Source organism: Kitasatospora sp. NBC_01300, assembly GCF_041435235.1.
GTDB lineage: Bacteria > Actinomycetota > Actinomycetes > Streptomycetales > Streptomycetaceae > Kitasatospora.
Genome location: NZ_CP108408.1, coordinates 2,332,063 through 2,357,727, shown reverse-complemented (window position 1 = coordinate 2,357,727; position 25,665 = coordinate 2,332,063). Strand labels below are relative to the sequence as shown.

24 protein-coding genes and 1 pseudogene are annotated in these 25,665 nt (G+C 73.8%); 14 read left to right on the top strand and 11 right to left on the bottom strand.

Going from position 1 to position 25,665, the window contains the following annotated elements; translation table 11 throughout:
• Window positions 1-15 precede the first annotated feature (15 nt).
• The 6 genes from OG556_RS10525 to OG556_RS10500 form a co-directional block, all read right to left on the bottom strand.
• Complete coding sequence (locus OG556_RS10525; protein ID WP_371516887.1) at window positions 16-1,122, bottom strand: hypothetical protein; 1,107 nt, start codon at window positions 1,120-1,122, stop codon at window positions 16-18.
• Between the two features lie 68 nt (window positions 1,123-1,190).
• A complete protein-coding gene (locus tag OG556_RS10520) occupies window positions 1,191-2,297 on the bottom strand; it encodes a hypothetical protein (RefSeq protein ID WP_371516886.1) in 1,107 nt (368 codons plus the stop codon).
• The gene (locus OG556_RS10515) at window positions 2,294-2,872 is read right to left on the bottom strand and encodes an NADAR family protein (protein ID WP_371516885.1); all 579 of its coding nucleotides are present in this window, start codon (window positions 2,870-2,872) and stop codon (window positions 2,294-2,296) included. The genes OG556_RS10520 and OG556_RS10515 overlap by 4 nt, the downstream gene beginning before the upstream one ends.
• 59 nt (window positions 2,873-2,931) lie before the next feature.
• Window positions 2,932-3,633 (bottom strand): hypothetical protein, encoded by a 702-nt coding sequence (locus OG556_RS10510; RefSeq protein WP_371516884.1) that lies wholly within the window; start codon window positions 3,631-3,633, stop codon window positions 2,932-2,934.
• 121 nt (window positions 3,634-3,754) lie between these two features.
• Window positions 3,755-4,828 carry a methyltransferase gene (locus OG556_RS10505; RefSeq protein WP_371516883.1) on the bottom strand — a complete coding sequence of 358 codons (1,074 nt, stop codon included), beginning with the start codon at window positions 4,826-4,828 and terminating at the stop codon, window positions 3,755-3,757.
• Between the two features lie 77 nt (window positions 4,829-4,905).
• The gene (locus OG556_RS10500; RefSeq protein ID WP_371516882.1) at window positions 4,906-5,139 is read right to left on the bottom strand and encodes a hypothetical protein; all 234 of its coding nucleotides are present in this window, start codon (window positions 5,137-5,139) and stop codon (window positions 4,906-4,908) included.
• A 206-nt stretch (window positions 5,140-5,345) separates the two neighbouring features.
• Here OG556_RS10500 and OG556_RS10495 point away from each other — a divergent pair, with 206 nt between their 5' ends.
• Together OG556_RS10495 and OG556_RS10490 are read left to right on the top strand one after the other, a co-directional pair.
• Window positions 5,346-6,308 (top strand): phosphatidylinositol-specific phospholipase C, encoded by a 963-nt coding sequence (locus OG556_RS10495; RefSeq protein ID WP_371516881.1) that lies wholly within the window; start codon window positions 5,346-5,348, stop codon window positions 6,306-6,308.
• 65 nt (window positions 6,309-6,373) lie between these two features.
• Window positions 6,374-6,964: an alpha/beta hydrolase gene (locus tag OG556_RS10490; protein ID WP_371516880.1), complete on the top strand. Its 591-nt coding sequence runs from the start codon at window positions 6,374-6,376 to the stop codon at window positions 6,962-6,964.
• Between the two features lie 174 nt (window positions 6,965-7,138).
• Here OG556_RS10490 and OG556_RS10485 read toward each other — a convergent pair whose 3' ends face one another.
• The gene (locus OG556_RS10485) at window positions 7,139-8,608 is read right to left on the bottom strand and encodes an MFS transporter (RefSeq protein WP_371516879.1); all 1,470 of its coding nucleotides are present in this window, start codon (window positions 8,606-8,608) and stop codon (window positions 7,139-7,141) included.
• Window positions 8,609-8,710: 102 nt separating this feature from the next.
• Between OG556_RS10485 and OG556_RS10480 the strand changes: the two genes are divergently transcribed.
• Window positions 8,711-9,619 carry a helix-turn-helix transcriptional regulator gene (locus OG556_RS10480; RefSeq protein WP_371516878.1) on the top strand — a complete coding sequence of 303 codons (909 nt, stop codon included), beginning with the start codon at window positions 8,711-8,713 and terminating at the stop codon, window positions 9,617-9,619.
• A 15-nt stretch (window positions 9,620-9,634) separates the two neighbouring features.
• On the opposite strand, the gene OG556_RS10475 is transcribed toward OG556_RS10480, so the two are convergent.
• Together OG556_RS10475 and OG556_RS10470 are read right to left on the bottom strand one after the other, a co-directional pair.
• The gene (locus tag OG556_RS10475; protein ID WP_371516877.1) at window positions 9,635-10,021 is read right to left on the bottom strand and encodes a hypothetical protein; all 387 of its coding nucleotides are present in this window, start codon (window positions 10,019-10,021) and stop codon (window positions 9,635-9,637) included.
• Entirely contained in the window at window positions 10,018-10,680 is a 663-nt protein-coding gene (locus OG556_RS10470; protein ID WP_371516876.1) for a hypothetical protein, read from the bottom strand. Before OG556_RS10470 ends, OG556_RS10475 begins: the two co-directional genes overlap by 4 nt.
• A gap of 135 nt (window positions 10,681-10,815) precedes the next feature.
• On the opposite strand from OG556_RS10470, the gene OG556_RS10465 reads away from it, so the two are divergent.
• From OG556_RS10465 to OG556_RS10440, 6 genes are all read left to right on the top strand, one after another.
• A complete protein-coding gene (locus OG556_RS10465; RefSeq protein WP_371516875.1) occupies window positions 10,816-12,042 on the top strand; it encodes a histidine kinase in 1,227 nt (408 codons plus the stop codon).
• Complete coding sequence (locus tag OG556_RS10460) at window positions 12,030-12,674, top strand: response regulator (protein ID WP_371516874.1); 645 nt, start codon at window positions 12,030-12,032, stop codon at window positions 12,672-12,674. The genes OG556_RS10465 and OG556_RS10460 overlap by 13 nt, the downstream gene beginning before the upstream one ends.
• A gap of 2 nt (window positions 12,675-12,676) precedes the next feature.
• Entirely contained in the window at window positions 12,677-13,465 is a 789-nt protein-coding gene (locus OG556_RS10455) for a DUF4097 family beta strand repeat-containing protein (RefSeq protein WP_371516873.1), read from the top strand.
• 97 nt (window positions 13,466-13,562) lie between these two features.
• The gene (dusB, locus tag OG556_RS10450) at window positions 13,563-14,732 is read left to right on the top strand and encodes a tRNA dihydrouridine synthase DusB (protein ID WP_371516872.1); all 1,170 of its coding nucleotides are present in this window, start codon (window positions 13,563-13,565) and stop codon (window positions 14,730-14,732) included.
• A 564-nt stretch (window positions 14,733-15,296) separates the two neighbouring features.
• Window positions 15,297-18,005, top strand: a complete 2,709-nt coding sequence (gene ppdK, locus OG556_RS10445; protein WP_371516871.1) for a pyruvate, phosphate dikinase — start codon at window positions 15,297-15,299, stop codon at window positions 18,003-18,005.
• A 266-nt stretch (window positions 18,006-18,271) separates the two neighbouring features.
• Window positions 18,272-18,787 carry a ribonuclease gene (locus OG556_RS10440; protein ID WP_371516870.1) on the top strand — a complete coding sequence of 172 codons (516 nt, stop codon included), beginning with the start codon at window positions 18,272-18,274 and terminating at the stop codon, window positions 18,785-18,787.
• Between the two features lie 36 nt (window positions 18,788-18,823).
• Here OG556_RS10440 and OG556_RS10435 read toward each other — a convergent pair whose 3' ends face one another.
• Window positions 18,824-19,819 carry a hypothetical protein gene (locus OG556_RS10435; protein ID WP_371516869.1) on the bottom strand — a complete coding sequence of 332 codons (996 nt, stop codon included), beginning with the start codon at window positions 19,817-19,819 and terminating at the stop codon, window positions 18,824-18,826.
• Window positions 19,820-19,930: 111 nt separating this feature from the next.
• On the opposite strand from OG556_RS10435, the pseudogene OG556_RS10430 reads away from it, so the two are divergent.
• Together OG556_RS10430 and OG556_RS10425 are read left to right on the top strand one after the other, a co-directional pair.
• Window positions 19,931-20,101 (top strand): annotated as a pseudogene (locus OG556_RS10430) (ADP-ribosylglycohydrolase family protein); the annotation flags it as partial.
• Window positions 20,071-20,598 (top strand): hypothetical protein, encoded by a 528-nt coding sequence (locus tag OG556_RS10425; RefSeq protein WP_371523016.1) that lies wholly within the window; start codon window positions 20,071-20,073, stop codon window positions 20,596-20,598. The pseudogene OG556_RS10430 and the gene OG556_RS10425, both read left to right, overlap by 31 nt.
• A 30-nt stretch (window positions 20,599-20,628) precedes the next feature.
• On the opposite strand, the gene OG556_RS10420 is transcribed toward OG556_RS10425, so the two are convergent.
• The gene (locus OG556_RS10420) at window positions 20,629-21,357 is read right to left on the bottom strand and encodes a GNAT family N-acetyltransferase (protein ID WP_371516868.1); all 729 of its coding nucleotides are present in this window, start codon (window positions 21,355-21,357) and stop codon (window positions 20,629-20,631) included.
• 645 nt (window positions 21,358-22,002) lie between these two features.
• Here OG556_RS10420 and OG556_RS10415 point away from each other — a divergent pair.
• The 3 genes from OG556_RS10415 (at window position 22,003) to OG556_RS10405 (ending at window position 25,574) form a co-directional block, all read left to right on the top strand.
• Window positions 22,003-22,947: a PAC2 family protein gene (locus tag OG556_RS10415; RefSeq protein WP_371516867.1), complete on the top strand. Its 945-nt coding sequence runs from the start codon at window positions 22,003-22,005 to the stop codon at window positions 22,945-22,947.
• 221 nt (window positions 22,948-23,168) lie between these two features.
• On the top strand, window positions 23,169-24,134 hold the full coding sequence (locus OG556_RS10410) for an SGNH/GDSL hydrolase family protein (protein ID WP_371516866.1): 966 nt from the start codon (window positions 23,169-23,171) through the stop codon (window positions 24,132-24,134).
• 126 nt (window positions 24,135-24,260) lie between these two features.
• On the top strand, window positions 24,261-25,574 hold the full coding sequence (locus OG556_RS10405; protein ID WP_371516865.1) for a deoxyguanosinetriphosphate triphosphohydrolase: 1,314 nt from the start codon (window positions 24,261-24,263) through the stop codon (window positions 25,572-25,574).
• The last annotated feature ends 91 nt before the right edge of the window (window positions 25,575-25,665 follow it).

Genomic DNA, 25,665 nt, shown 5'->3' with positions numbered 1-25,665 from the left:
GCTCACCGTCTGCGCTCACCGTCTGCCCCAGCGGGAACGGGGGGCCGCGGCCGGTTCGGTCGGCAGGCCGGCGCCGCGCAGGGCGGCCAGCGTCGTCCGGTGCCGGGCGCCGTCGGCGAGCAGCGCGGCGAGCAACCGCCCGTACAGCTCCGGGCTGGTGTCCAGCGCGGCCGCCAGCTTGACCAGTTCCACCGGCGGGCGCAGCGCCGCCAGCTCGTGCAGCAGGACGGTCGCGAGCTCGGCCGGCAGCTCCGTCGCCAGCGCGGCCAGCTCCGCCGTCGGCCGGCCGGCCGCCTGGCGCAGCAGCGTCCGCACGTCGGCGTGCCGGCCCGTGCGGCGCAGGCCGGTCGCCAGCGCCGTGAGCTCCGGCGTCGGCGCCGAACCCCACTCCCACAGCAGGGTCGCGCCGTCCGCGCCCTGCCCGGCCCGCTCCAGCGCGGCCAGCAGGGCGGGCAGGGCCGACGCCGGGTAGCCCCAGAACGCGTGGAACAGTTCCGCCGCCTCCTCCGCCAGCCCCAGCTCGCGAAACTCCGCCAGCATCGTCACCGCCTGCTCGGGGGCGCACTGCGCGGCGCTCCTGGCCAGGTGCAGGGACGCGCCCGTCGGGCCGCGCCGGGAGAGCATGCCGGCCAGCAGCGCGGCGTCCGCCGGATCGAGGCCGGTGGCCGCCCGGGACAGCAGCTCCGTCGCCTCGGCGAAGGCGCCGGCGCGGTGCAGGGCCGCCACCCGCTCGGCGAGGGCGCCGATGTCGGGTCGGGCGGGCCGGTCGGATCGCTCGGGTCGGTCGGGTCGGTCCTGGGGCGGCGGGGCCTGGGCCGGTTGCGGCTCCGGCTGCCGGCTCCGCAGCCGGTTCTCCAACGCCTCCAGCCGGTCGCTCAGTTGGAGGCAGCGGGCGCCCAGGCCCTCGCGCAGGGTGCGCGCCTGGGCCAGCTGCCGCAGCAGGTCCCCGTCCGGCCGCTGGCGGCCCGGCGACGCCCGGATCGCCTCGTTCAACCGCCGCTCCCGCTGGCTCGCGTAGCGGCTCGCGCGCAGTAACTCGTCCAGCTCTGCCCGGAGTTCGTACGCCTGTTGCTCGCCCTCCGGGTCCTGGCCCGCAGGTTGTGCCGTCGGCCGCATGCGCATGATCGCCCCACCCCGTCCATCTCTCCCCTGACTGCGGGACATCCTGGCGTCGCTATGTGGCGGGGGAGTTAAGGGAGCACGTCCAGTCGTGCGCGACTGGTGTCAAGGAGCGCGCAGACGGCGGTCGTTGCGAGAAGTGCGCCGGTCGCGCTCCGCAGCAGGGTCGCCTCGTAGTACGAGCCGGGTGCGACCGCGGCGACGGCGTACCCGACGGCCGCCCCGACCAAGGCGGCGGGGACCAGGCGGACCGTCCGCACCGCCGGCAGGAGCACCACGAGCCCTGCGGCGGCGGCCAGTTCGGGGGTGCCGAAGGAGACGCCGTAGCGGACGGCCAGCGCGGGGACGAAGAGCAGGACGAGGGCCCGCCCGAGCGTGCCGGTCAGTGCGGTGGTGTGCGGGCCGGCCGGACCGCCGCTCCACGGCACGAACCGGGTGGCGGTCAGGACCGCCAACGCGACCAGCGCACCGGCGAGATGGTCGCCGAGCCGGGCCAGGTCGTACAGCAGCGCGGTGTCGTACAGCGTCAGCATCAGCGTGCCGAACGCCCACAGGTCGAGCGTGAACAGCACCGGGCCACGGGGTGGCCGGGCCCGTTCGCGCGAGGCCAGCCAGACGAGCAGCGGCGGTGTGACGAGCGCCGAGGCCGTCCGCAGCACGATGTCGTCCACCGTGTACGGATTCCGCAGGTCCCACTCCACGGCGCAGAACGCCACCGTGTACGAGGCGGCCGCGAGCCCGGTCAGCGGCGAGCGCACCGCCCGGACGTAGAGGCCGTGGTCCAGGCGTCGCAGCACGGCGGCGAACGCCAGCAGCACCAGCGGGAGTTCGAGGAACGCCTGGACGCGGAGCACGGTGGGCGCGAGCAGTTCGGGCGCGGGGAAGTGCGCCGCCAGCCAGTCGACCGCCGGGTTGCCGCGCGGCACGTCGAACCACCCGGGCGGCAGGTAGCGGGCGATGAACGCCGTACTCCCGCCCCGCACCCGCTGCACGTACACGGCGAACAGCACCTGGTTCAGGTAGACGAGCGCCACGACCAGCGCCAGCGCCCCCTCCGGGCCGAAGCGCCCCCCGCGCCCCGGCCGGGCCTCCCGCCGCCACACCCCGGGCGCCAGGGCCAGCGCGGCGGCGGCCGACACCACCACCGTGCCGTCCAGCACCGGGCCGACCGCCCTCATGCGGCCAGCCGTGCCCGGGCCTCCATCAGGGCGAAGCCGAGCAGGTTCAACCCCCGCCACTCGTCGGGCCGTTCCGCGCGGATGTCGTCGGCCGCGAGCCCGATGCCCCAGATCCGGTCCACCGGGCTGGCCTCGACCAGGACGCGGTCGCCGGTGCCCAGCAGGTAGGCGCGCAGCGCCTCGTCCTGGCCGAACTTCGCGACGTTCCCCTCGACGACCAGCTCGAACCGGCCGGCCGTCCAGGCCGCGTCGTCGAACCCCTCGACCAGCCGCCCCAGCTTCTTCGCCTCGGCCGGCGTGCGGGCCGCCAGCACCTGCTGCTCGATGGCCTCGTCCCCGAACATCCGGGCCTTCCCCGCCATCATCCAGTGCTCGGCGGACGCGTACGCCACCCCGTCGACGGTGAACTCCCCGGGCCACCACTGGCTCAGGCACTCCCGCCGCGTCCCCCCGCCCTTCCGCTCGGTGTGCCCCCAGAACATCAGCCACTTCGGCCGCACCCCGGCGGCCGTCAGCGCCGCCAGCTCCGCCCGGCTACGGACGTCGGCGGGGCTCCCCACGCGCATCTCGCTCATATCGTCATTCTGACGCAAAGGGGGCTGTCGGGCCAGCGGGTTTTCGGTGGCCGGTCGGGTCAGCCGGCGGGCAGGGCGTTCGCCATGTCCCGGAAGCGGGGCGACACCCGCATCATGCCGTCCGAGCCGACGTTGAGGTTCTCGATCCAGCCGTCCCGGTACCAGAAGAGCGACGGGGTCAGCGGGGCCGGATCGCCGGCCGCGAGCTCCTTCGACAGGTCGATCAGGAAGCGGATGGCGTTCAGCGACAGGCTGGTGCGGATCGGCACCGCGCAGAGCGTGTTGTTCGTCGGCAGGGCGACCAGGGCCCCGTTGGGCAGCTCGATGCCCCCTCCCAGGGCGTTCTCCAGGCGCAGCGCGTGGGCGGCTCCGGGCCAGGCCCCCATGCCGTTGACGGTGTGGATGGTGTCGCCGTTGGACGCGTCGAAGACCTGCCGGTTCAGTTGCTCGCCGGCCAGGTTCGCGAAGGCCCGCTCCCACAGCTCGGCCCGGCTGATGCTCCACTGGTCGGCGGCGTGTTCGGCTATCGACAGGGCCTCGGTCCTGCCGGCCCGCTTGCCGGCGTCCACGCAGAGGACGACCGACAGCTCGTCGTCGATCTGCCGCGCCATCGGATCGGGCCCCAGGCCGCGGCTCCTGGTGATCAGGAGCCGCAGCCGGTCCCGGACCTCGAAGACCGAGATCTTCGCCAGCTCCTGGCACGGGCCGTGCTCGTCGCACAGCGGCCTCGGAAGGTTCTTGCGGCTGCCGAACAGCGGCATGGGTGACTCCCCGGGTGGTTGCGGTGGTCGGACCGAGCCACAGCATTCCATCGGTCGGCCCCGCCGTCCCGCGATCACCCGATTTCCGGAGGTGTTCTGCCGGAGGTGTTCTGTCGGTGGGTCAGATGGCGGCGTGCTCCCAGCGGAGGGCGGGGTGGCCGTCGATCCAGTAGCGGGTCGCCCGGTCGGTGATCCGCAGGCGGACGGCGGTGAGGTCGGGGCGGCCCGCCTCCTGCCAGGCGGTGAGGATGCGCTCGACCTCGTCCCACAGGGCGACCGGTCCGCTCTGGTGGACCGTCCAGCCGTAGGTGTCGTCGGCGACCTCGGCGACGGATCCGGGGGTGGCCAGGCAGTAGATCGACTCCAGGTCCGCCCCGACCGATACGGTGAACCGGGAGTCGGGGAAGGCGAGTTGGGCGAGGAGGGCCGGTGTCGGTTCGTTGAGGAGGGTGGGGGAGACGTGCGCCGGCCGCTTCGGCGCGGCCGCCCCCGTCCGGGCCGCGAGGCCCCCGGCCCGGGCCGCCGGGGGCTCGGGCCGGACGGGCGGGAGGGTGGAACGGCCGATGAACCGGCCGTCGGCGGTGCCGTCGGCGGCGACGGAGACCCTGGCCAGGCCGGCGCCCTCGGGCCAGGTGCCGACCGTGGCCAGGATCGCGCCTCCCGGCCTGGTCTGCCGGACCCAGGCGTAGGGGATGCGGCGTACCGCGTGGGTGGCGATCACCCGGTCGTGGGTGACCTCGGGATCGCCCTCGGCGGTGCTGACGTTGCGCTCGCCGAGGAGGTGGCGGAGCAGGGCCGTCGAGTAGCCCGTGCCGGTGCCGATCTCCAACGCGGTGTGCCCGTCCTCGGCGCCCAGGGCGTCGATCACGCGGACGGTGGCGGCGGGGGCGGTGGTGGAGGCGGTGGGGAAGCCCCGGACGGGTGTGGAGACCTGGTCGGCGGTCAGATGGCCGTTGAGCTGGGTGACCAACGACCGGTTGCTGTGGGCGAGTTCGACCCACTCGGCAGGGTCGGCATTGAGCTCGGTCACCGGACGCCAGCGGCGCCCGCCGGTGGACACGAACACCCCGGGGCGCAGGAACGGCTCCCGGGGTACGGCCTCCACGGCCGCCCGCAGCGCCGGGCCGGTCAGGGCGCCGTCCGCCTCCAGCCGGTCGGCGAGCGCGCGGCGGGCGGCGGCGGTGTCCGGGGTCATGGTTCTCCTCCCTGGGGCGGCTGTGTGCACCTTCGCAAGCGCCTCACCGGCCGTGCCCCCTCGTGGTGCGCCGAGGCCTAGGAGTAGTGCTTGTGCAGGTCGTCGCTGATCAGCCCGGTGCCGTGGTGGACGGCCTGGCTGGAGTACGTCCCGCGCAGTTGGGCGGCTTGCGCGGTTCGCTGGTGTTCGATCAGCAGCCCCTCGGTGTCGTCCGAGTGGCCGCTGCGGGCGCGCTCTCGGCGACCCAGGAAGACGGTCGTGCCGATGATGGTGGCCACGAGTGCGACCAGGAACGCGATGACGAAGGTCATGAGGTCTCACCTTTCCCCCGGGCCTGGATCGTCCCATGACGAACCATCTCCACGGAAGGGCCAATTCCACCCGACCCGCCGCACGAGAAGTCGACCGGGCCGACTTCTCGTGCGGCGCGCCACGGGTTTCGGGGCCCGTTTCATCGAGCAGATCGGGGAGGGGGCATGACAACTCCCCCTTCCAGAGGTCGATGTGAGGAGTCCGCATGAGCCCCACCCGTCGTGACGTCCTGCGCTGGGGAGCCGGTGCCGGCGGCGCCCTCCTGGCCGCCGCCGCGTTCAGCCCGGACGCGGCAGCAGCAGCGGCGGCACCCGCAGCCGTACCCGCAGTCGCAGCCGTCGGCCCGTCCGCCTGGATGAGCGCCCTGGACGACGCCACGCCGCTGACCGCCCTGACGATCCCCGGCACCCACGACTCCTGCTGCACCGACCCGCTGCACGGCACCGAGTGGTCCCACACCCAGAACTGGGGCCTGCCCGAACAACTCCAGCGCGGCATCCGCTTCCTCGACATCCGCTGCAACGGGCTCGCCGGGACGGCCGACGAACTCGGCATCTACCACAGCGACAACTACCAGTACGTCCGTCTCCAGGACGTCCTCGACCAGTGCCGCGCCTTCCTCGCCGCCAACCCGGGCGAGGGCCTGGTCATGCGCGTCAGGAACGAGTACGCGGGCGGGAACCGGCTCGACGACACCGAGTTCCAGCACCGGATCAACCACTACCTGGACGACCTCGGCTACCGGAGCCTGTTCTGGACCAACCCCTGGTGGCCCACCCTCGGCCAGGCCCGCGGTCGCGTCGTCCTCGCCGCCGACTTCGCCAACCCCTGGTCCGTCATCCAGTGGTCGAGCGCCACCAACACCTGGTTCGCCACCCAGGACACCTTCCAGGGCATCAGCCTCGCCGCCAAGTCCAAGGCCGTCACCGACTGGTTCGACCGCGCCTTCCTCGACCAGGGCTCCCCGCGGATGTACGTGAACTTCACCAGCTACGCCAACGGCGGCTGGCCCAAGGTCAACGCGGCCGCCATCATGCCTCCCGTCCGCGACTACCTGGACGCCCGCCGCCAGCAGCCCGCCCACTTCGGCATCGTCCCGATGGACTTCCCCGACTTCCACACCGACGTCCTGCAACTGCTCATCGACAAGAACTTCATCGGCCGCTGACCAGCCCCCGAACCGGCCCGCCGACTCGCCGTTGCAGGCTCCCCACCGCTGGGTAGCCTGCCGGCATGCCTGATCCCTCCCCCCTCGCGCTCCCCACCCGTTTCGACGGCGACCCCGACCGTGTCGCACTCGTCATTCCCGGGGTCGGTTACTCGCCCGCCAGGCCGCTGCTCCACTTCGCCCGGGCCGTACTCGTCCACCACGGCTGGACGGTGCAGGAGTTGTGGTGGCAGGTCCCGCACGACTTTCCCCAGCTGACCGTGGACGACCGGATCGCGTGGGTCGAGCGGCAGGTCGGCGGGGCCGTCGCCGCCGAGGGGGAGGCCTGCCGTCTTCTGGTCGGCAAGTCCTTGGGCTCGCTCGCCTGTGGCATCGCAGCCGATCGGAGGATGGCGGCGGCCTGGCTGACGCCCGTCCTGACGCTCGACCAGGTGGCCCGCTCCCTGCGCCGATCCGAAGCGCCGACGCTCCTGGTCGGCGGGAGCGCCGACAAGCTGTGGGATCGGCAGGTCGCCGGGTCGGTGGGGCACGAGGTCCTGGAAGTGCCCTCGGCGGACCACTCCCTTGAGCTGGCGGATGATCCCGTGGGGTCGGTCGGGGTGCTGCGGCAGGTCGTCTCGCGGCTGGACCGCTTCGTCGGCTCGCTCGAAATCTAGAAGGCGGTCGGCCACTTCCTCCGGGGCGCCGACGGGTTCACGCCTCCCGGGTGGCGGACTGCGCAGGTGCGGCCGACTCGGTGCCGGTGATGCCCCGCGGCGTGGCGGCGGCCCCGCGATCGGGTGTCGATCGCGGGGCCGTTGCCGTCGCCGTGGCCCGTGGGGCCGGTGGGCTCAGCCGATGGAGCGGGGGAGGCGGGTGGTCAGGTACAGGATGACGAAGGAGCCGATGAGTTGGAGGCCCAGGCAGAGGGCGAGGGCGCGGTCCATGCCGAGGCCGGGGGAGAGCGACAGGTAGAGGGTGCCGAGGGTGGCGACGCCGAGGGCGAGGCTGGACTGCTGGCCGGTGGCCAGGACGCCGCTGCCGACGCCGGCCCGGGCGGCGGGCACCTTGGCGAGGACGACGCGGAACAGCGGGGTGCCGATCAGGCCCTGTCCGATGCCGGCGAGGGCGACGCCGGGCGCCATCCGCAGCGGGGAGAAGTGCGACCAGTCGGCGAGGACGGTGACGGCGAGGGTGGCCAGGCCGGCGGCCTGGATGACGGCGCCCGCGCTCAGCACCCGGCTGCCGTAGCGGCCGATCAGGCGGGGGCCGGAGAGCGAGGCGGTGAAGTAGCCGACGGCCATCGGCACGAGTGCCCAGCCGGCCGCGACCGGACCGAGGTGCAGGCCCTGCTGGAGGGCGACGGCGATGACGAACATGAAGCCGCCGAAGCCGGCGAAGTAGGGCAGGGCGATGCCGAGGCCGCGCCGCATCTCGGGGATGCGCAGCAGGGACGGCGGCACCAGCGGGGTGGCGCCGCGCTGCTCCGCCCGGCGTTCGACCAGCACGAAGGCGGCGGCGAGGACGGGGAACAGCCCGAGCAGCACCCAGGACCAGAGCGGCCAGCCCGCGGCGCGGCCCTCCATCAGCGGGACGAGCAGGGCGAGCAGCGAGGCGGTGAGCAGGACGGTGCCGGGCACGTCGACCCGGGCGGCCCGGGCAGCCCGGCTCTCCGGGACGTAGCGGACGGCGAGGACCAGGGCGAGCAGCGCGAACGGCACGTTGAGCAGGAAGACGGAGCGCCAGCCGGTGCCGAACAGGTCGGCGGCGACGAGCATGCCGCCGAGCACCTGGCCGATCACGACAGAGATGCCGCCGACGGCGCCGTAGATGCTGAGGGCGCGGCCGCGCCGGGCGCCGTCGGTGGCGGCGGTGATGGTACCGAGGACCTGCGGGATCAGCAGTGCGGCCGAGGCGCCCTGGGCGGCGCGGGCGGCGACCAGCGTCCAGGCGCCGGGGGCGAGGCCGCAGGCGAGCGAGGTGAGGGCGAAGGCGGCGGCGCCGACGACGAAGAGCCGGCGGCGGCCGAAGATGTCGCCGAGGCGCCCGCCGAGGACGAGCAGGACGGCGAAGGCGATGCCGTAGCCGGCGGCGACGAGTTCGAGGACGGCGGGCCCGGCGGCCAGGTCGTGGTCGATGGTGGGCAGCGCGACGTTGACGATGAAGAAGTCGAGCATCGGCAGGAAGGCCCCGAGCAGGACGGTGACCAGCCCGGCGGTGCCGAGGGAGGGGGCGGCGGTGCGGGCGGCGGTCGCGGTCGCGGTGCCGGGGGTGGTGGCGGTGCGGACCGGGTCGGGGGCGACGGCGAGTTGTTGGGTCACGGGTCCTACGATCCGCCTGGCCGTACCCTGGTACCAGAGTGTGGTTATCCAGGTATAAGAAGTACCTGGCAACAGGCTCCGGGCTGGCGCATGCTAGGAACCATGAGCCTCACCAGCCCGGCCGCGCAAGCCCGGTCCGCCTCGGTCGCGCAAGCCCGGACCACCCCGACGACGCATGCCCGGACCACCCCCGACGACGCCCGCCGGCACGACCTGGCGGCCTTCCTGCGCAGCCGCCGCGAGCGGATCGCACCCGACCAGGTGGGCCTGCCCCCGACCGGCCGCCGCCGCACGCCGGGGCTGCGCCGCGAGGAGGTCGCGCAGCTCGCCGCCGTCGGGGTGACCTGGTACACGTGGTTGGAGCAGGGGCGCGACATCCAGGTGTCCACCCAGGTGCTGGACGCGGTCTCCCGCGCCCTGCTGCTGGACCCGAGCGAGCGCGCGCACCTGTTCACCCTGGCCGGCGCGGAGGATCCGGCGCCGGTGAGGGAGTGCCCCTCGGTCACCCCGAGCGTGCGGCTGGTGCTGGAGCAGATGGCGCCGTACCCGGCCGTGGCCGTCAACACCCGCTACGACGTGCTCGCGTACAACGCCCAGTACACCGCGATCGTCGGCGATCTCAGCGAACTGCCGCCCGAGGACCGCAACTTGATGTGGCTGGCGTTCGCCCCCTCGCGGTTCCGCGAGGTGCTGATCGACTACCGGACCGAACGCGTCGGCATGGTGGCCCGGTTCCGTGCCGCGATGGCCGACCACAGCGCGGAGCCCGCCTGGAAGGCACTGCTGGCCCGGCTCAAGGCCTCGCCGGACTTCGCGGAGGTCTGGCAGCGGCACGAGGTGATGGGGCCGAGCAACGGGATCAAGCGGTTCCAGGTGCCGGGTGTCGGGCTGCTGCGCTGCGAGTACACCAGCTTCTGGCTGGGCCCCCGACTCGGGACGCGGATGATCACGTACACCCCGCTGGACGAGGAGACCCGCGCGCTGATGAACGAGCTGCCCGGCAGCTTCTAGCCCCGCCGACGGCTTCTAGCGGGTGGCGAGGACGGCACGCCCGAGCAGCACGCACACCACCGCGAGCGGCAGTTCGACGCCGAGTGCCATCACCAGGGCGGCGAGCACCGCGTGGCCCGGGCCGGCGCAGGCGATGTCGGCCAGCGCGTCCCCCGCGAGCAGCAGGGCCACCGCACCGCCGGCCCAGCCGGCGGCGGCGTTGCGCCGGCGCAGCAGGGCGTCGAGCGAGAGCAGCGCGGAGAACTCCAGCAGGTCGAGCACCACCCACGGGGTCTCGTGGCAGGCGGCGAGGACCGCGAGCCAGGGCAGCAGCGCGACGGCGGCCACGACCGGCACCCGCTCGAAGCGGGCGGGCAGGACGAGGGCGGCGGCCGGGCGGCCGGCGAGGACGGCGGTGCTCATGCGGCCCCTCCGGCGACCGAGGCCCCTCCGGCGACCGCGGCCTCGCCCCGGCGCCGCACCCGCTCCAGCGGCTGCCGCTCGGTGGTGTCCCCGCCGGGGTGCCGGACCAGCACCCCGGTGTACGGGCCCTCGGCCCAGGCGAGCCAGAACCGCCCGGCGACCGTGACCACCTCGGCGCCGACGGCCGGCCGCTCGAACCGGAACGGCCCGGCCGACCAGAGCGACCGCACGGACCGGAGCGACCGCACGGACGGGAACGGCCGCACGGATCCAAGCGACCGCCCGGCCCGGAACGGCCCGGCCAGCCTCCCGGCGGTGAACGCCACCGAAGGCGCACCGCCGTCGGCCGCCAGCCGGCCCCAGGCGAGCACGTGCTGCGCCCGCCCGCCGGCCGGGCTGCGCCGAGCCCCGCGCAGCAGCTGCGGGGTGAGCCGGGCGGCGACCAGGACATCGGCCAACTCGCCGTCCTGGTACACCTCCAGCGCGGCCCGGCCGCGGCGGCCGACCAGGCTGCGGACCGACCAGGGCCCGGCCCCGACCGGCAGCGTCCCCTCCGGCCCCGCCGTCCGGCGGTGCGCGTCCCCGGGAACACCCCCGTGGCTCCCGGGGACGGGCCGCCGGTGCGGCGGGGTGGCGGAGTGCGATGCGGTGCTCGTCATGCCGTCCAGCTTCCCGTCGATCATGGGCCGCTGTCGGTGGTGCCGTGCTCCGAATCCGGGGTGTACCTAGATACACCCCGACCGTGAGCCCCCCTTCATGGCGGCCGTTGATCATGGCGCCCTACGCTGTCGGTCATGCCCTCCACCACGTTGCGCCGAGCGCTCGTCAGGAGCCTTCGGCGCCCCCCGTGGTCGCCCGAGGCCTGGCGGGACACCCGCTTCATAGCCGCCGGCCTCCCGATGGCCCTGCCGGTCTGGCTGGCCGCCACCGAGTCCAAGCTGCTCTTCCCGATGACGGTCCTGGTCCTCATCTGCACGCGCCCGCTCACCGCCGCCCAGCGCGGCCGGCTGCGCGCCCTGCGCGGGGTGGAGGTGTCGCCGCCGCGCCCGGGCGAGCCGTGGGCCTGGCTGCCGGGCCGGCTGCTGCTGGGGCTGACCTGGCGCCAGAGCGTCCACCACCTGCTGGCCGGCCCGCTGTTGGCGGTGGGCGCGCTGGTGGTGCTGTACGCCTGGGGCGCCGGCGTGGTGATGGCCAGCGTGTACGGCTGGGTCTGGCTGATGCCCGTCGGCAGCCCGCTGCGTTCGGAGCTGGCCGGGCTGGACGTGGTGATCACGGTCGCCGGGGTGCTGCTGCTGGCCGTGATGCCCTGGCTGGCGGCGTTGGCGGCCTGGCTGGAGGTGCGCACGGCCCAGCTGCTGCTCGGCCCCAACCGGGCGGAGGCGCTGGAGCGGCGGGTCGAGGAGATCGCCGAGAGCCGGGCCGGGCTGGTCGACGTGGTGGACGCCGAGCGCCGCCGGATCGAGCGGGACCTGCACGACGGCGCCCAGCAGCGCCTGACCTCCCTCGCGATGAACCTGGGCCTGGCCCGGCGCACCCTCAAGGACGTCCCGCCCGAGGTCATGCAGGTGATCGTGGACGCGCACGAGGAGGCGCAGGCGGCCATCGACGAGCTGCGCGACCTCGTCCGCGGCCTGCACCCGGCGGTCCTGGAGGACCGCGGCCTGGACGCGGCGCTGTCCGGCATCGCGGCCCGCGCCCCGCTGCCGGTGCGCCTGGACGTGCACCTCGCCGAGCCGGTCGCCCCGACCGTCGAGGCGGTCGCCTACTTCACCGTCTCCGAGGCCCTGACCAACGTGGCCAAGCACGCCCGCGCCCAGCGGGTCGACCTCTCGGTGCGGACGGTCGGAGGCCGGCTGCGCCTGGTCATCAGCGACGACGGCGTGGGCGGCGCGGACGCCTCCCGCGGCACCGGGTTGACCGGCCTGCGCAAGCGCGCCGCCTCGGTCGACGGCACACTGTCCGTTCTCAGCCCCCTCGGGGGCCCCACCACCATCACCGTGGAGTTGCCGTGCGCGCTGTGATCGCCGAGGACTCGGTCCTGCTGAGGGTCGGCCTGGTCAAGGTCCTGGAGGCGGTGGGCTTCGAGGTCGCCGCCGCCGTCGGGGACGCCACCGAGCTGCTGGCGGCCGTCGAGGAGCACCGCCCGAAGGTGGTGGTGGCGGACGTCCGGATGCCTCCGGGCTTCCACGACGAGGGCGTGAAGGCCGCCATGGTGATCCGCCAGCAGTGGCCGGACGTCGCCGTGCTGCTGCTCTCCCAGTTCGTGGAGGAGCGCTACGCCGCCGACCTGCTGGCCACCAACACCAGCGGCGTCGGCTACCTGCTCAAGCAGCGGGTGGCCAACGTGGACGACTTCGTGGAGGCGCTGCAGCGGGTCGCCGCGGGCGGCACCGCGCTGGACCCGGAGGTGGTGGCCCAGCTGCTGGTGCGCCGCCACCGGGACCCGCTGGAGAAGCTGACCCCGCGCGAGCGGGACGTGCTCGGCCTGATGGCGGAGGGCCGCTCCAACGCCGCGATCGCGGCCGCCCTGGTGGTCAGCGACAGCGCGGTGGCCAAGCACATCAACTCGATCTTCACCAAGCTCGACCTGCCGCCGGCCGACGACAGCCACCGCCGGGTGCTGGCGGTGCTGCGGTTCCTGGAGGTCGGGTAGTCGTGGGCGGACCGAGGAAGGCGTGGGGGCGGAAGGCCTGGCGGACCACCGGGACGCTCGCGATCGCGGTCGTCATGATCGCCGCCGGGATGCAGACCTGGGCGATGGTGGTGCAGGAGCAGACGACCTCGACGCAGCCGTACAACGTCGTCATCCACAAGCTCCGGCTGGACACCGGCAGCGCCTCGGTGCGGATCAGGGCGGGCCGCGAGGGCCGGGTGGTGGTCCGGCAGAACCTGGACTGGATGGTGCGCAAGCCGTCGGTGTCGACCACCTTCGACGGTGACGTGCTCACGGTCGGCATGGAGTGCCGGAAGTTCCTGCCGTTCGCCGACTTCGGCTGCGGTGCCCAGATCGAGCTGGAGGTGCCGGCCGGTACCGACGTGTCGGGGCAGGTGAGCTCGGGCAGCGTCGAGGTGGACGGCCTGAGCGGCGGCGTCCGGATCGACCTCACCTCGGGCGAGCTGAAACTGACCGGCACGTCCGGGCAGGTGTACGCGCACGCCACCTCCGGGATGGTGCAGGGCACCGACCTGAGCTCGGAGCAGGTGTACGCGGAGACCACCTCGGGGGCGGTCGACCTGGCCTTCTCCAGGGCGCCGCGGTCGGTGGACACCAGGAGCGGGTCCGGCTCGGTGAAGCTGGCCCTGCCGCAGGACTCCCACTACGCCTTCAGCGGCGAGGTCGGCAGCGGCAGCCGCCACATCGACCCGAGCCTGGCGGACCCGGCCAGCCCGAACCGGATCCACGGCTCGGTCACCTCGGGCTCGATCACGATCGACCCGGCCTAGCGAGGCCGTGGGAGACCCGGAGCGGCCCGGAAACCGGGGCTGACCCGAGTGGGGGACAATGGAGAGTCCCGTTCCCCTGCCCCGAGGTCAGCCGCGCATGACAGCCACGCCCGCACCCACCGCGCCCGACGCCGAGTTCGCGCCGCTGGACATCGGCCCGATCCGGGTGTGGCCGCCCGTCGTGCTGGCGCCGATGGCCGGCATCACCAACGCGCCGTTCCGCACCCTCTGCCGCGAGCAGAGCGGCGGCAAGGGCCTGTACGTCTCCGAGATGATCACCACCCGGGCCCTGGTCGAGCGCAACGCCAAGACCATGCAGCTGATCAAGTTCGACGCCAGCGAGAAGCCGCGCTCGATCCAGCTGTACGGCGTGGACCCGGTGACGGTCGGCAAGGCCGCCCGGATGATCGCGGACGAGGGCCTGGCCGACCACATCGACCTCAACTTCGGCTGCCCCGTCCCCAAGGTGACCCGCAAGGGCGGCGGCTCGGCGCTGCCGTACAAGCGCAACCTGCTGCGCGAGATCCTGCGCGAGGCCGTGGCCAACGCGGGCGACCTGCCGGTCACCATGAAGATGCGCAAGGGCATCGACGACGACCACCTCACCTACCTGGACGCCGGCCGGATCGGCGCCGAGGAGGGCGTGTCCGCGATCGCCCTGCACGGGCGCACCGCCGCCCAGCACTACGGCGGGACGGCCGACTGGTCGGCGATCGCCCGGCTGCGCGAGTCCGTTCCGGCGCACGTCCCGGTGCTGGGCAACGGGGACATCTGGTCGGCGGACGACGCGCTGCGGATGATGCGGGAGACCGGCTGCGACGGCGTCGTGGTGGGCCGCGGCTGCCTGGGCCGGCCGTGGCTGTTCCGGGACCTGGTCTCGATCTTCGAAGGCGAGGTCGACTATGCCCGTCCGGACTTCGGCTACGTGGCGCGGGCCATGGTGCGGCACGCGCAGCTGCTCGGCGAGTGGATCGGGGACGAGGCGCGCGGCGTGATCGACTTCCGCAAGCACGTCGCCTGGTACACCAAGGGCTTCTCGGTCGGCTCGGAGCTGCGGGTGAAGCTGGCCAACTCCTCCTCCCTGGTCGAGCTGGCCGAAACCCTGGCCCTGGTGGAGCAGTCCCAGGCCTGGCCGGCCGGTGCGGACGGGCCGCGCGGGCGTACCGCCAGCAACAACCGGGTGGTGCTGCCCGAGGGCTGGTTGGACGATCCGTACGACTGCGCCCGACCGGGGGCGGACGCCGAATCGGACACCTCTGGCGGATGATCTGTCCGTAGTGGCGAAATCGGCCCTCCCGGGGCCATTGCCACTCGGTCCCAGCCCTCTTGTCCAATCTGGACAGGAGGGCTCCTTTTCGGCGGTCCGATGTCACGGAACGGGCACGTTTCTGGACGGAGTGCGACGATCGGCGGAGGCGGACTACGTTCGACCGGTGAGATGCACTGGTGACGCTTGCCACATGCGGTGGCGCCTGACGGCGGGTCAGTGGACGAAATGGACAGGTCGACTGTGAATCGCTTCCCGAAGCCGGTGGGCCGGTGATCGGCCGATCCGGGTGCAGGAAATCAAGCCGGGGCAACGCGGGCGACCCGCGACCGCTACCCAGCGTCCGAATCGTGCGATCTTCGTGTTTCCATTCGTTCAAGACTTGAAGGCGGGCTAGCGTCATCCGGACGATTTCACCAACAGAGGTGAACGCCTTTATGTGCATTCGATCTATCGGGTTACCCCCGGGTACCGGCCTCGTACGGCCTATTCGGGGCAGAGAAGAACCTTCGAAATGGGTATGTTCTCCGGCGTCAGGGCAACCGCGTACGAGGAGACCGACCCGTGCCGTCCCAGCAGAAGTTTGTTTACTCCTTCACTGAAGGAAACAAGGACCTCAAGGACCTTCTCGGCGGCAAGGGCGCGAACCTGGCCGAGATGACCAACCTTGGCCTCCCCGTCCCTCCGGGGTTCACCATCACCACCGAGGCCTGCAAGGTCTTCCTGGAGACCGGCAGCGAGCCGGCCTCGCTGCACCAGGAGATCAGCGCCCACCTGGACGCGCTCGAGCAGGAGATGGGCAAGAAGCTCGGCCAGCCCGACAACCCGCTGCTGGTGTCGGTGCGCTCGGGCGCGAAGTTCTCCATGCCCGGCATGATGGACACCGTCCTGAACATCGGCCTCTCGGACGCCTCGGTGGTCGGTCTCGTCGCCCAGTCCGGCAACGAGCGCTTCGCCTGGGACTCCTACCGCCGCCTGGTCCAGATGTTCGGCAAGACCGTGCTGGGCGTCGACGGCGAGCTGTTCGAGGAGGCCCTGGACGAGGCCAAGCACGCCAAGGGCACCGCCAACGACCTGGACCTGGACGCCGCCGACCTCCGGGCACTCGTCGAGGTGTTCAAGGGCATCGTCGAGCGCGAGACCGGCCGGGCCTTCCCGCAGGACCCGCGCGAGCAGATGGACCTCGCCATCCACGCCGTCTTCCACTCCTGGAACGGCGACCGCGCCCGCCTGTACCGCCGGCAGGAGCGCATCCCGAACGACCTCGGCACCGCGGTCAACGTCTGCAGCATGGTCTTCGGCAACCTCGGCGAGGACTCCGGCACCGGTGTCGCCTTCACCCGCGACCCCTCCACCGGTGCCCAGGGCGTCTACGGCGACTACCTGTCCAACGCCCAGGGCGAGGACGTCGTCGCCGGCATCCGCAACACCCTGCCGCTGGCCGAGCTGGAGAGGCTCGACAAGAAGTCGTACGACGAGCTGATGACGATCATGCAGACGCTCGAGAACCACTACCGCGACCTCTGCGACATCGAGTTCACCATCGAGCGCGGCAAGCTCTGGATGCTGCAGACCCGCGTCGGCAAGCGCACCGCCGCCGCGGCCTTCCGGATCGCCGTCCAGCTGGTCGACCAGGGCCTGATCGACCTGGACGAGGCCCTCATGCGGGTCACCGGCGGCCAGCTCTCGCAGCTGATGTTCCCGCGCTTCGCCCCGAACTCCGAGTCCCAGCAGATCGCCTGGGGCCTCGCCGCCTCGCCCGGCGCCGCCATCGGCAAGATCGTGTTCGACTCCTACACCGCCGTCAAGTGGTCCCGTTCCGGCGAGAAGGTCATCCTGGTCCGCCGCGAGACCAACCCGGACGACCTGGACGGCATGATCGCCGCCGAGGGCATCCTCACCTCGCGCGGCGGCAAGACCTCGCACGCCGCCGTCGTCGCCCGCGGCATGGGCAAGACCTGTGTCTGCGGCGCCGAGGAGCTGGAGGTCGACACCAAGCGCCGCCGGATGACCACCGCCGACGGCATGGTGCTGGAGGAGGGCGACGTCGTCTCCATCGACGGCGCCACCGGCAAGGTCTACCTCGGCGAGGTCCCCGTCCTGCCGTCCCCCGTCGTCGAGTACTTCGAGGGCACCCTGCACGCCGGCGCCGACGTCCAGGGCGGGCTCGTCCAGGCCGTCCACCGGCTGATGGCGCACGCCGACGTCCGCCGCCGGCTCGCCGTGCGCGCCAACGCCGACAACGCCGAGGACGGCGGGCGCGCCCGCCGCTACGGCGCCCAGGGCATCGGCCTGTGCCGCACCGAGCACATGTTCCTCGGCGAGGAGCGCCGCAAGGAGGTCGAGCACCTGATCCTGGCGGACAACGACAAGGACCGCGAGCTCGCCCTCTCCACCCTGCTGCCGCTGCAGAAGGGTGACTTCCTGGAGCTCTTCCAGGCCATGGACGGCCTGCCGGTCACCGTCCGCCTGCTGGACCCGCCGCTGCACGAGTTCCTGCCGGACATCACCGAGCTGTCGGTGCGCGTCGCCCTCGCCGAGGCCCGCAAGGACCCGAACGAGAACGACCTGCGCCTGCTCCAGGCGGTGCACAAGCTGCACGAGCAGAACCCGATGCTGGGCCTGCGCGGCGTCCGCCTCGGCCTGGTCATCCCCGGCCTGTTCGGCATGCAGGTCCGCGCCATCGCCGAGGCCGCCGCCGAGCGCCGGCTGGCCGGCGGGGACCCGCGCCCCGAGGTGATGATCCCGCTGGTCGGCACCGTCCAGGAGCTGGAGCTGGTCCGCGACGAGTGCGAGCGCGTGCTCGCCGAGGTCGCCCAGTCCACCGGCGTGCAGCTGGACATCAAGCTCGGCACCATGATCGAGCTGCCGCGCGCCGCGGTCACCGCCGGTCAGATCGCCGAGGCCGCCGAGTTCTTCTCCTTCGGCACCAACGACCTCACCCAGACCGTGTGGGGCTTCTCCCGGGACGACGTGGAGGCCTCGTTCTTCACCGCGTACCTGGAGAAGGGCATCTTCGGGGTCTCCCCGTTCGAGACCATCGACCGCGACGGCGTCGGCGCGCTCGTCAAGCACGCCGTCGAGGCCGGCCGGGCCACCCGCCCCGACCTCAAGCTCGGCGTCTGCGGCGAGCACGGCGGCGACCCGGACTCGGTCCACTTCTTCCACGAGGTGGGGCTGGACTACGTCTCCTGCTCCCCCTTCCGGATCCCGGTGGCGCGCCTGGAGGCAGGCCGCGCCGCCATCGAGACGGCGGGCAGCGACCCGCGCTGAGAGAGGGTAGGCATCCCCTCCTCGGCCGCGGGCCGGACTGACCGCTTCCCTCCCCGTCGGGAGGGCGTACACCGGAGCTCGGCGCAGGAGAACCGGCGTACGTAACAACGGCCGGGCGGGAACGGACAATGGCGTCCGTCCCCGCCCGGCCGTCCGTCTGTGCCCGGCCGCCCGTCCCGGCCGGCCTTCCCTAGTAAGCCGGATGTGGCGGCGGCCACGTGTGTAGCTGGCCGGGCGGCGCCCGCGGGCCTGCCAAGCTGGGGCGCATGACCAGACGTAAAAGCCCGCTCGTCGTCGTGGCCGTCCTGATCCTGGCCCTCGTCGCCGGCATCGGGTACCTGCTCGCCGGCAAGGGCGGCAGCAGCCACCCCAAGGCCGCCGCGAGTGCCACCGCCGCCTCGGCGGGCTCCTCGGCCTCCAAGTCCTCGGCCCCCAAGCCGTCCCCGCCCGCCGGCGGCACCCCCGCCCCGAGCGGCACCTGGGTGCCCGCCGACCCGGCGCTCGCCGACGTCTGCCGCAGCAAGCTCCCCAGCCAGGCCCAGGACACCCTCGGCCTGATCGCCAAGAACGGCCCGTACCCGTACAACCGCGACGGCATCGTCTTCGAGAACCGCGAGAGCCGCCTGCCGAAGAAGTCCGGCGGCTACTACCACGAGTTCACCGTGGTCACCCCGGGCTCCAACGACCGCGGCACCCGTCGCGTGGTCACCGGCGGCTCCGGCGAGCAGTACTGGTCGCCGGACCACTACGCGACCTTCCAGGAGATCGACCCGCGCTGCTGACACCCCGAACCGCGTGACACCCCGCGCCCGCACCCCTCACCGGGCCCGGCGCCAGCTGATCCGGCGGTGGGGGCCGTGCGGGCCGGTGGTGAGGAGGGCGGTCAGCTCGTGGAACACCGGGACGGGGTCGCGCCGGAGCTGGACCGGGGTGGTGCGGACCACGGGGAGCCCGACGGCGGTCAGCCGGTTGGCGCGGGCCAGGCCGCGTTCGTGGTCGGCGGGGCGCAGGTGCCAGGCGCGGGAGTCGATCTCCAACGCCACGCAGGCGTGCGGCCAGTAGGCGTCCGGGACGGCGAGGAAGCGGCCGTCCAGGAAGAGCACCGGGTTCCACAGCGGCTCGGACAGGCCCGCGTACGCGAGGAGTTCGCGGGCCTCGCCCTCCACCGCCGACCGCACTCCGGCGGTGAGGTCCTCCACCACCCGGGCCACCTGCGGCAGTGCGAGCGCGCCCGGCCGGGCCAGCAAGTGGTCCAGCAGCTCGCCGAGTTCGCAGTGCCGCCGCTGGACGGCCTCCGCGCACAGCGCCCGGAACCGGCGCTGCCCGGTCTCGCCCGGCGCGAGGTCGGCCAGCGCCCGGGCGACGGTGGTGCTCCACAGCCCGTCGTCCCGCTCGAAGCCGCCCGGCAGCGGCCCGGCCGACCGGTGGATCCGGACGAACTCGCGGTCGCCGACCCGGCGTTGGGCGGGGATCAGGACGTCGATCCGGGCCAGGTCGGCCGGGTGCCCGGCGCTCGGCAGCCCCGCGTCGGCCAGCACCGCGTCCCCGGTCAGCAGCACCTCCCCGGCCTGCGGTGCCCGCCCCTTGGGGCTCGCGTACGCCAGCGCGGCGCGCAGTCGCTGATGCGCCGTCAACCGGCCGGACTGCAGGCAGATCACCCGGGGCAGCACCTGTTGCCAGGGCCCGTCGGGGCGCAGCCGGTGGGCGATGGTGCCGGACGGCACGCCGATCCGGCGCAGTTGCGCCCGGGTGACGATGTGCTGCTGGTCGGCGCCGAGCAGCACGACGGGGTCGAGCGGGTTCACGCGGGTCATGCCCGGGGTGCTGCCCACCAGGGTCGGATGTATGCGAAACATCGCCCGTCGGGGGAGCCTACGAGAATGAGGTTGACGCGGCACCGGTCGAACCGCTGAGCTGAGCGCCATATGACGACTCCACCCAGCGGCCCCGCGCTCGACGCGCTCAACGGCCTTTCGGTAGGCGATGCCTACGGTGCACAGCTCTTCGTCCCGGCCACCGCCGCCGCCCATGTCGCCGCCCGCACCGACCCGCCCGGCCCCTGGCCGTGGACCGACGACACCGAGATGGCCTGCTCGCGGCCGGCGGCGACATGGACACGGTGGCCGCGATCACCGGGGGAGTGGTCGCCGCGCGCACCGGGACCGAGGGCGTTCCGGCCGCGTGGCTGGCCGCCCGCGAACCGCTGCCCGGCTGGGCGTTCCCCGAGCCGGGCGGCGTCCGGCCCGCCCCGGAGTGCGAGGGCCGTCTGAAGCCCATGCTGCTGCCCCGCGCCTGCCCGGTGCCGGACGTGGTCTGGACGGACGAACAGTGGCAGCGGATCCGGGCCGGGCTGCGCCCCCGGGAGATGGAGGACACGTGGGTGTCCCACACCGCCGAGGGCGTGCTGCACCTGCACCGCAGCTGGACCGGCTTCGAGATCTGGAGCGTCCGGGTCGCCCCGGTGCGCGGCGGCTGGCGGCCCGGGTCGGCGCTGGCCGAGGCGCACCCCGACCGTTTCCGGGGAGCTGCCGATCCGGAGCTCCTCGCCCGGGTCCTCGACTTGGCCGCCAGGGGCTACGGGTGGCGGCCGTAGCCCCCTTCGGGCCGTGATCGGGCGTCCGCTTCAGGCCGTGATCAGGTGCCCGGGGCCGCCGCCGTGTCTAAGGCACTCCTGGTTGATCGCCGGATCCGGGGCGCTGGGAGAGGTGGCGGCGGCGATCCGCAGCTCGATGATGTCCCGCACCGCGGGCCACTCGTCGTCGAGGATCGAGTAGAACGCGGTCGAGCGCACCACCCCGTCGAGCCCGCGCGAGTGGGCCCGGCGGACGCCCTCGGAGGTGGCGCCGAGCCGCTCGATGGCGGTGCGCGAGCGCTGGTTGCGGGCGTCGGCGCGCAGCGAGATCCGTTGCACCCCCCAGGTCTCGAAGGCGTGGCGCAGCATCAGCAGCTTGGCCTCGGTGTTGATGCCGGTGCCCTGGGCGCGCGGCGAGAGCCAGGTGTTGCCGATCTCGGCGGCGTCCGGGACGGCCGTGGCCGGGTCGCCGAACGGCACCCCGGGCGCCGGCGGCCAGACCATCGGCCCCTGCCAGTAGTCGAGTTCCAGGAAACGGGTGGAGCCGACGACCCGGCCGGTTGCCACGTTCACCGTCGCGAACGGCAGCGACCGGCCCGCGGCCTGGTCGGCGAGGGCGCGCGCGATGTAGTCGCGGGCCGCTTCGAGGCCGTGCGGGACGGGCGTGAAGGCGTAGGTCGTACGGTCTTCGGCGCCGGCCTCGGCGATGGCCGAGGCATGGTGCGCGGCGAGGGGCTCCAGCCGCACGGTGCGGCCGGTGAGGATGACAGGTACGGGCACGGAACCTTCGGTCCTTCATCGGTCGGAGGGTGCCCACCGTGCCGGGGTACGGCTCGGGAGGCAGGGACAGTCGCCCCGGCCCCGGAGCACGCCCGCCGGTACCCGCGCACGCCGGAGAGCCGGTCGGGCGGGGCGGGGGCGGCGGCCCGGAGGCGGGCAGCGCGGTGCCGGAACGGACTCGGGTCCACGGACCGGTCCGGCGGGGATGAGCGAGGGGACAGTGTGCGTCCGCGAGATGGCCGATGAGGAAACGGGAGCGCGAAGGAAACAGGCGGCCAGATGAAGGCAAGATGCGTCGTGTGGGCTGGCCGAGCACCGGTCCGGGACGTGGCCGACGGCGTTACGGGACGACGTGACGACGACGCGACGATGCGAGGCAGCGAGAGGACGATACCCGTCAGAAGGCGGTGCGTCACTTCGCGGCACGCGAATGGCGGTGCGGGCTGCTGCGACCCGCCCCCGGACGGGCCGTTGAACACCCGTGACCAGGGGCTTTCCACCCGGGTGCGATCATGGTCCGGAGCGGTCCGGAGAGGCCGTCGGACCCGCCGCCGGGCGGGTCGGGAATTCCGGCGGTGCCCGGCACGCTGGAGAGGACGAGAAGCCGGTACGTCGTGACGAGTAGAGAACGGGGTTGGGTGCGCGGTGCGTGACTTCCAGGCGCTGTACGAGCTGGATCAGCAGGGCGTGGCCGCGGTGGCCGCGGCCACCGCGGAGCTGCGCGACACCGGTGCGGGCCTCGTGCTGCTCCAGCACTTCGAGGGCTTCATGGACGCCGGCGAGGCCGGCGGCCAGGTGGTGGCCCACCTGCTGGAGACGGGATCGCCGCAGGTGGTGGCCCGTTTCGACCACGACCGCCTGGTCGACTACCGGGCGCGCCGCCCCGCGATGGTCTTCGACCGGGACCAGTGGTCGTCCTACGAGCCGCCGGAGATCCTGCTCCAGCTCGTCCGCGACGGCGCGGGCGCGCCGTTCCTGCTGCTCACCGGCCCCGAGCCGGACGTCGAGTGGGAGCGCTTCGCCGGCGCCGTCCGCGAGCTGGTGGAGCGCTTCGAGGTCCGGCTGGCGGTGGACTTCCACGGCATCCCGATGGGCGTGCCGCACACCCGCCCGGTCGGCCTGACCCCGCACGGCAACCGGCTCGACCTGGCGGCCGGCTACCCGCAGTGGTTCGAGCAGGCGCAGGTCCCGGGCAGCGCCCAGGCGCTGCTGGAGTACCGCCTGGCCGAGGCCGGGCACGACGTGCTGGGCTTCGCCGTGCACGTCCCGCACTACGTGGCGCGCTCGGAGTACCCGGCGGCCGCCGTGCTGATCCTGGAGGCGGTGCAGTCCGCCACCGGCCTGGTGCTGCCGGGCACCCGGCTGCGCGAGCGGGTCGGCGAGGTGTACGCCGACATCGAGGAGCAGCTGGCGCACGGGGACGGCGAGTTGCGCTCGGCGATCCGCGGCATGGAGGGCCAGTACGACGCGGTGGCGGGGGCGGAGGGCCGGGAGAGCCTGCTGGCCGAGCCGGTGGACCTGCCGTCGGCGGACGAGCTGGGGCGGCGCTTCGAGCAGTTCCTGGCCGAGCACGAGCGCGGCGCGGAGTAGGCCCGGAGTGGGCCGGGGCGGGGGGTAGACCCGGGCGGGGAGTAGGTCCGGCACGGAATCGGCCTCGCAGGGGCGGGAACCGGCCGGGTCGGCGACGGCGCCGGGAGTCACGGGAGTCATTCGCGGGCCCCGTTCGTTGGTGGTGGCGGCGTCGGGGGACGCGCCGCCGTACGGAGCTGCCCGTGACGCCTATCCCCCGGGGGGATGCCATGCCCACGACCATGTCCAGGACCATCCGCCCGGCCGTCGCCCTGACGGCCGGGCTCGCCGCGCTGCTGCTCGCCGGGTGCACCCCCGCGGACGGCGGGGCGGACGGCTTCGCGGGCGCGCTGCCCGCCAAGAACGCCAAGACCACGCCCCCGCCGAACGGCCCGTACGTGGCCCTCGGCGACTCGTACACCGCCGGCCTGAAGCTCGCCCCGCAGGTGGGCGAGCCGAAGGGCTGCTCCCGCTCGGGGGCCAACTACCCGTCCCTGGTGGCGAAGGGGCTCGGGCTGCCGGCCGGCCAGTTCCAGGACGTCAGTTGCAGCGGCGCCCGCACCGGGGACCTGACCGGCGCCCAGGAGACCGACCACGGCACCAACCCGCCCCAGCTGGACGCGCTGAACGCGGCCACCCGCCTGGTGACGGTCGGCATCGGCGGCAACGACGCGGGCTTCATGGAGGTCGTCAAGGAGTGCGCCAAGGAGAACCTGGTGGACGCGGTGAAGGGCATCGTGGGCGCCACCCGCGCCTCCTCGCCCTGCCGCGAGCACTACGCCTCCGGCGGGACGGACGAGGTGCAGCGCAAGGTCGACGCGGCCGGTGAGCAACTCGGCCGGATCCTGCAGGACATCAAGCACCGCTCCCCGCAGGCCCGGGTGTACGTGATCGGGTACCCGACGCTGCTCCCGTCCGACCCGGCGAGCTGCCGGCCGGTGCTGGGCAAGGCGGTCGCGGCGGGGGACCTGGGCTTCCTCTCGGAGAAGGAGCAGCAGCTCAACGGCATGCTCAAGCGGCGGGCGGAGGGCGCCGGCGCGGTGTTCGTGGACGCGGCCGCCCCCTCGGCCGGGCACGACATGTGCGCGGGCCAGGCCACCCGCTGGGTCGAACCGCCCTTCCCGGCCCCGGGCCTGGCGGCGATCCACCCCAACGCCAAGGGGCAGGAGGCGGTGGCCGCCGTCGTCCTCAAGGCCGTCCGCGGCTGAGGCCGTACGGCAGGCAGCGGGCCGGGGCGGACACCAGCGCGTACCGCAGGATTCACGCTCCGGCCCACGCCCCTTCGTGCGCGGCACACCCCGGCTGTCGGGGGCGCGGCGTACCGTGAAGGGCATATGGATGACACCGCGCACCGCCTCGCCGCCGCCCCGCTCCCGTACGACCACGCCGCCGAGGCCCGCTGGGTCCCCGAACCGGACAAGCGCCCCGGCCGCACGGCGTTCCAGCGCGACCGCGCCCGGGTGCTGCACTCGGCGGCGCTGCGGCGGCTGGCCGGCACCACCCAGGTGGTCGCCCCGATGCGCAGCGACTTCCCCCGCACCAGGCTCACCCACTCCCTCGAATGCGCCCAGGTGGGGCGGGAGTTGGGCGCCGCCCTGGGCTGCGACCCGGACCTCGTGGAGGCCGGCTGCCTGGCCCACGACATCGGCCACCCGCCGTTCGGCCACACCGGCGAGGAGGCGCTCGACCAGGCCGCCGAGGCCTGCGGCGGCTTCGAGGGCAACGCGCAGTCGCTGCGCATCCTCACCCGGCTCGAACCCAAGCGCTTCGCCCCGGAGGGTGAGCACCCCGCCGCCCGGCTCGCCCCCTGGCCCGGCCGCAGCGTCGGCCTCAACCTGACCCGCGCCGCCCTCGACGCCGCCACCAAGTACCCGTGGACGCGCGGCGCCCACCCCGCCGACCCGGCCTCGCCCAAGTACGGCGTCTACGCCGACGACCTGCCGGTGTTCCGCTGGCTGCGGGCCGGCTCCCCGGCCGGGCGCAAGTGCTTCGAGGCCACCGTCATGGACTGGTCCGACGACGTCGCGTACTCGACCCACGACGTCGAGGACGGCCTCCAGGCCGGCCACATCGACCCGGCCGCGCTGCGGGCGCCGAGCGAGCGGGCCGAACTCTTCAAGGTCGCCGAGCGCTACGCCCCGGACGCCGAGCCGGAGGAGCTGGCCGCCGCCCTCGACCGGCTGCTCGCCCAGGACCGGTGGCCCCAGGAGTACGACGGCACGGCCCGTGCCCGGGCCGGGCTGAAGGACCTCACCAGCCAGCTGATCGGCCGTTTCTGCCTGGCCGCCGAGCAGGCCACCCGGGCCCGCTACGGCCCCGGCCGGCTCACCCGGTACACGGCCGAGCTGGTGGTGCCGCGGGGCGTCCGGCTGGAGGTCGCGGTGCTCAAGGCGGTCGCCGTCCGCTACGTGATGCAGCGCGACGAGCAGGCCCAGCTGCGGGCCCGCCAGCGGATCGTGATCGCCGAGCTGGCGTACGTGCTGACCCAGCGCGCCCCCGAGGGCCTGGACCCGGTGTTCGGCGCGCTCTACCGCGAGGCCGAGGACGACCGGGCCGCGCTGCGCGCGGTCATCGACCAGATCGCCACCCTCACCGACGCCTCCGCCCTCGCCCTGCACGCCAGGCTCGTCGGCGCCTCCTGGGCCTGACCGCCCGCGGGCCCCGGCGCCCGGCGTCCGGCCGCTCGGGCGCAACCGCCCGGCGCCCGACCGCGCGCGGTGCAACGGTCCCGGCGCGACC

What these genes read in the sequence shown, in the direction of transcription:
- OG556_RS10410 (WP_371516866.1), top strand. Translation starts at nt 23,169, where the DNA reads ATGTCCAGGACCATCCGCCCGGCCGTCGCCCTGACGGCCGGGCTCGCC.
- OG556_RS10490 (WP_371516880.1), top strand. Translation starts at nt 6,374, where the DNA reads ATGCCTGATCCCTCCCCCCTCGCGCTCCCCACCCGTTTCGACGGCGAC.
- OG556_RS10495 (WP_371516881.1), top strand. Translation starts at nt 5,346, where the DNA reads ATGAGCCCCACCCGTCGTGACGTCCTGCGCTGGGGAGCCGGTGCCGGC.
- OG556_RS10480 (WP_371516878.1), top strand. Translation starts at nt 8,711, where the DNA reads ATGAGCCTCACCAGCCCGGCCGCGCAAGCCCGGTCCGCCTCGGTCGCG.
- OG556_RS10440 (WP_371516870.1), top strand. Translation starts at nt 18,272, where the DNA reads ATGACCAGACGTAAAAGCCCGCTCGTCGTCGTGGCCGTCCTGATCCTG.
- OG556_RS10470 (WP_371516876.1), bottom strand. Translation starts at nt 10,680, where the DNA reads ATGACGAGCACCGCATCGCACTCCGCCACCCCGCCGCACCGGCGGCCC.
- OG556_RS10520 (WP_371516886.1), bottom strand. Translation starts at nt 2,297, where the DNA reads ATGAGGGCGGTCGGCCCGGTGCTGGACGGCACGGTGGTGGTGTCGGCC.
- OG556_RS10505 (WP_371516883.1), bottom strand. Translation starts at nt 4,828, where the DNA reads ATGACCCCGGACACCGCCGCCGCCCGCCGCGCGCTCGCCGACCGGCTG.
- OG556_RS10500 (WP_371516882.1), bottom strand. Translation starts at nt 5,139, where the DNA reads ATGACCTTCGTCATCGCGTTCCTGGTCGCACTCGTGGCCACCATCATC.
- OG556_RS10475 (WP_371516877.1), bottom strand. Translation starts at nt 10,021, where the DNA reads ATGAGCACCGCCGTCCTCGCCGGCCGCCCGGCCGCCGCCCTCGTCCTG.
- OG556_RS10515 (WP_371516885.1), bottom strand. Translation starts at nt 2,872, where the DNA reads ATGAGCGAGATGCGCGTGGGGAGCCCCGCCGACGTCCGTAGCCGGGCG.
- OG556_RS10435 (WP_371516869.1), bottom strand. Translation starts at nt 19,819, where the DNA reads ATGACCCGCGTGAACCCGCTCGACCCCGTCGTGCTGCTCGGCGCCGAC.
- OG556_RS10465 (WP_371516875.1), top strand. Translation starts at nt 10,816, where the DNA reads ATGCCCTCCACCACGTTGCGCCGAGCGCTCGTCAGGAGCCTTCGGCGC.
- OG556_RS10525 (WP_371516887.1), bottom strand. Translation starts at nt 1,122, where the DNA reads ATGCGCATGCGGCCGACGGCACAACCTGCGGGCCAGGACCCGGAGGGC.
- dusB (WP_371516872.1), top strand. Translation starts at nt 13,563, where the DNA reads ATGACAGCCACGCCCGCACCCACCGCGCCCGACGCCGAGTTCGCGCCG.
- OG556_RS10405 (WP_371516865.1), top strand. Translation starts at nt 24,261, where the DNA reads ATGGATGACACCGCGCACCGCCTCGCCGCCGCCCCGCTCCCGTACGAC.
- OG556_RS10510 (WP_371516884.1), bottom strand. Translation starts at nt 3,633, where the DNA reads ATGCCGCTGTTCGGCAGCCGCAAGAACCTTCCGAGGCCGCTGTGCGAC.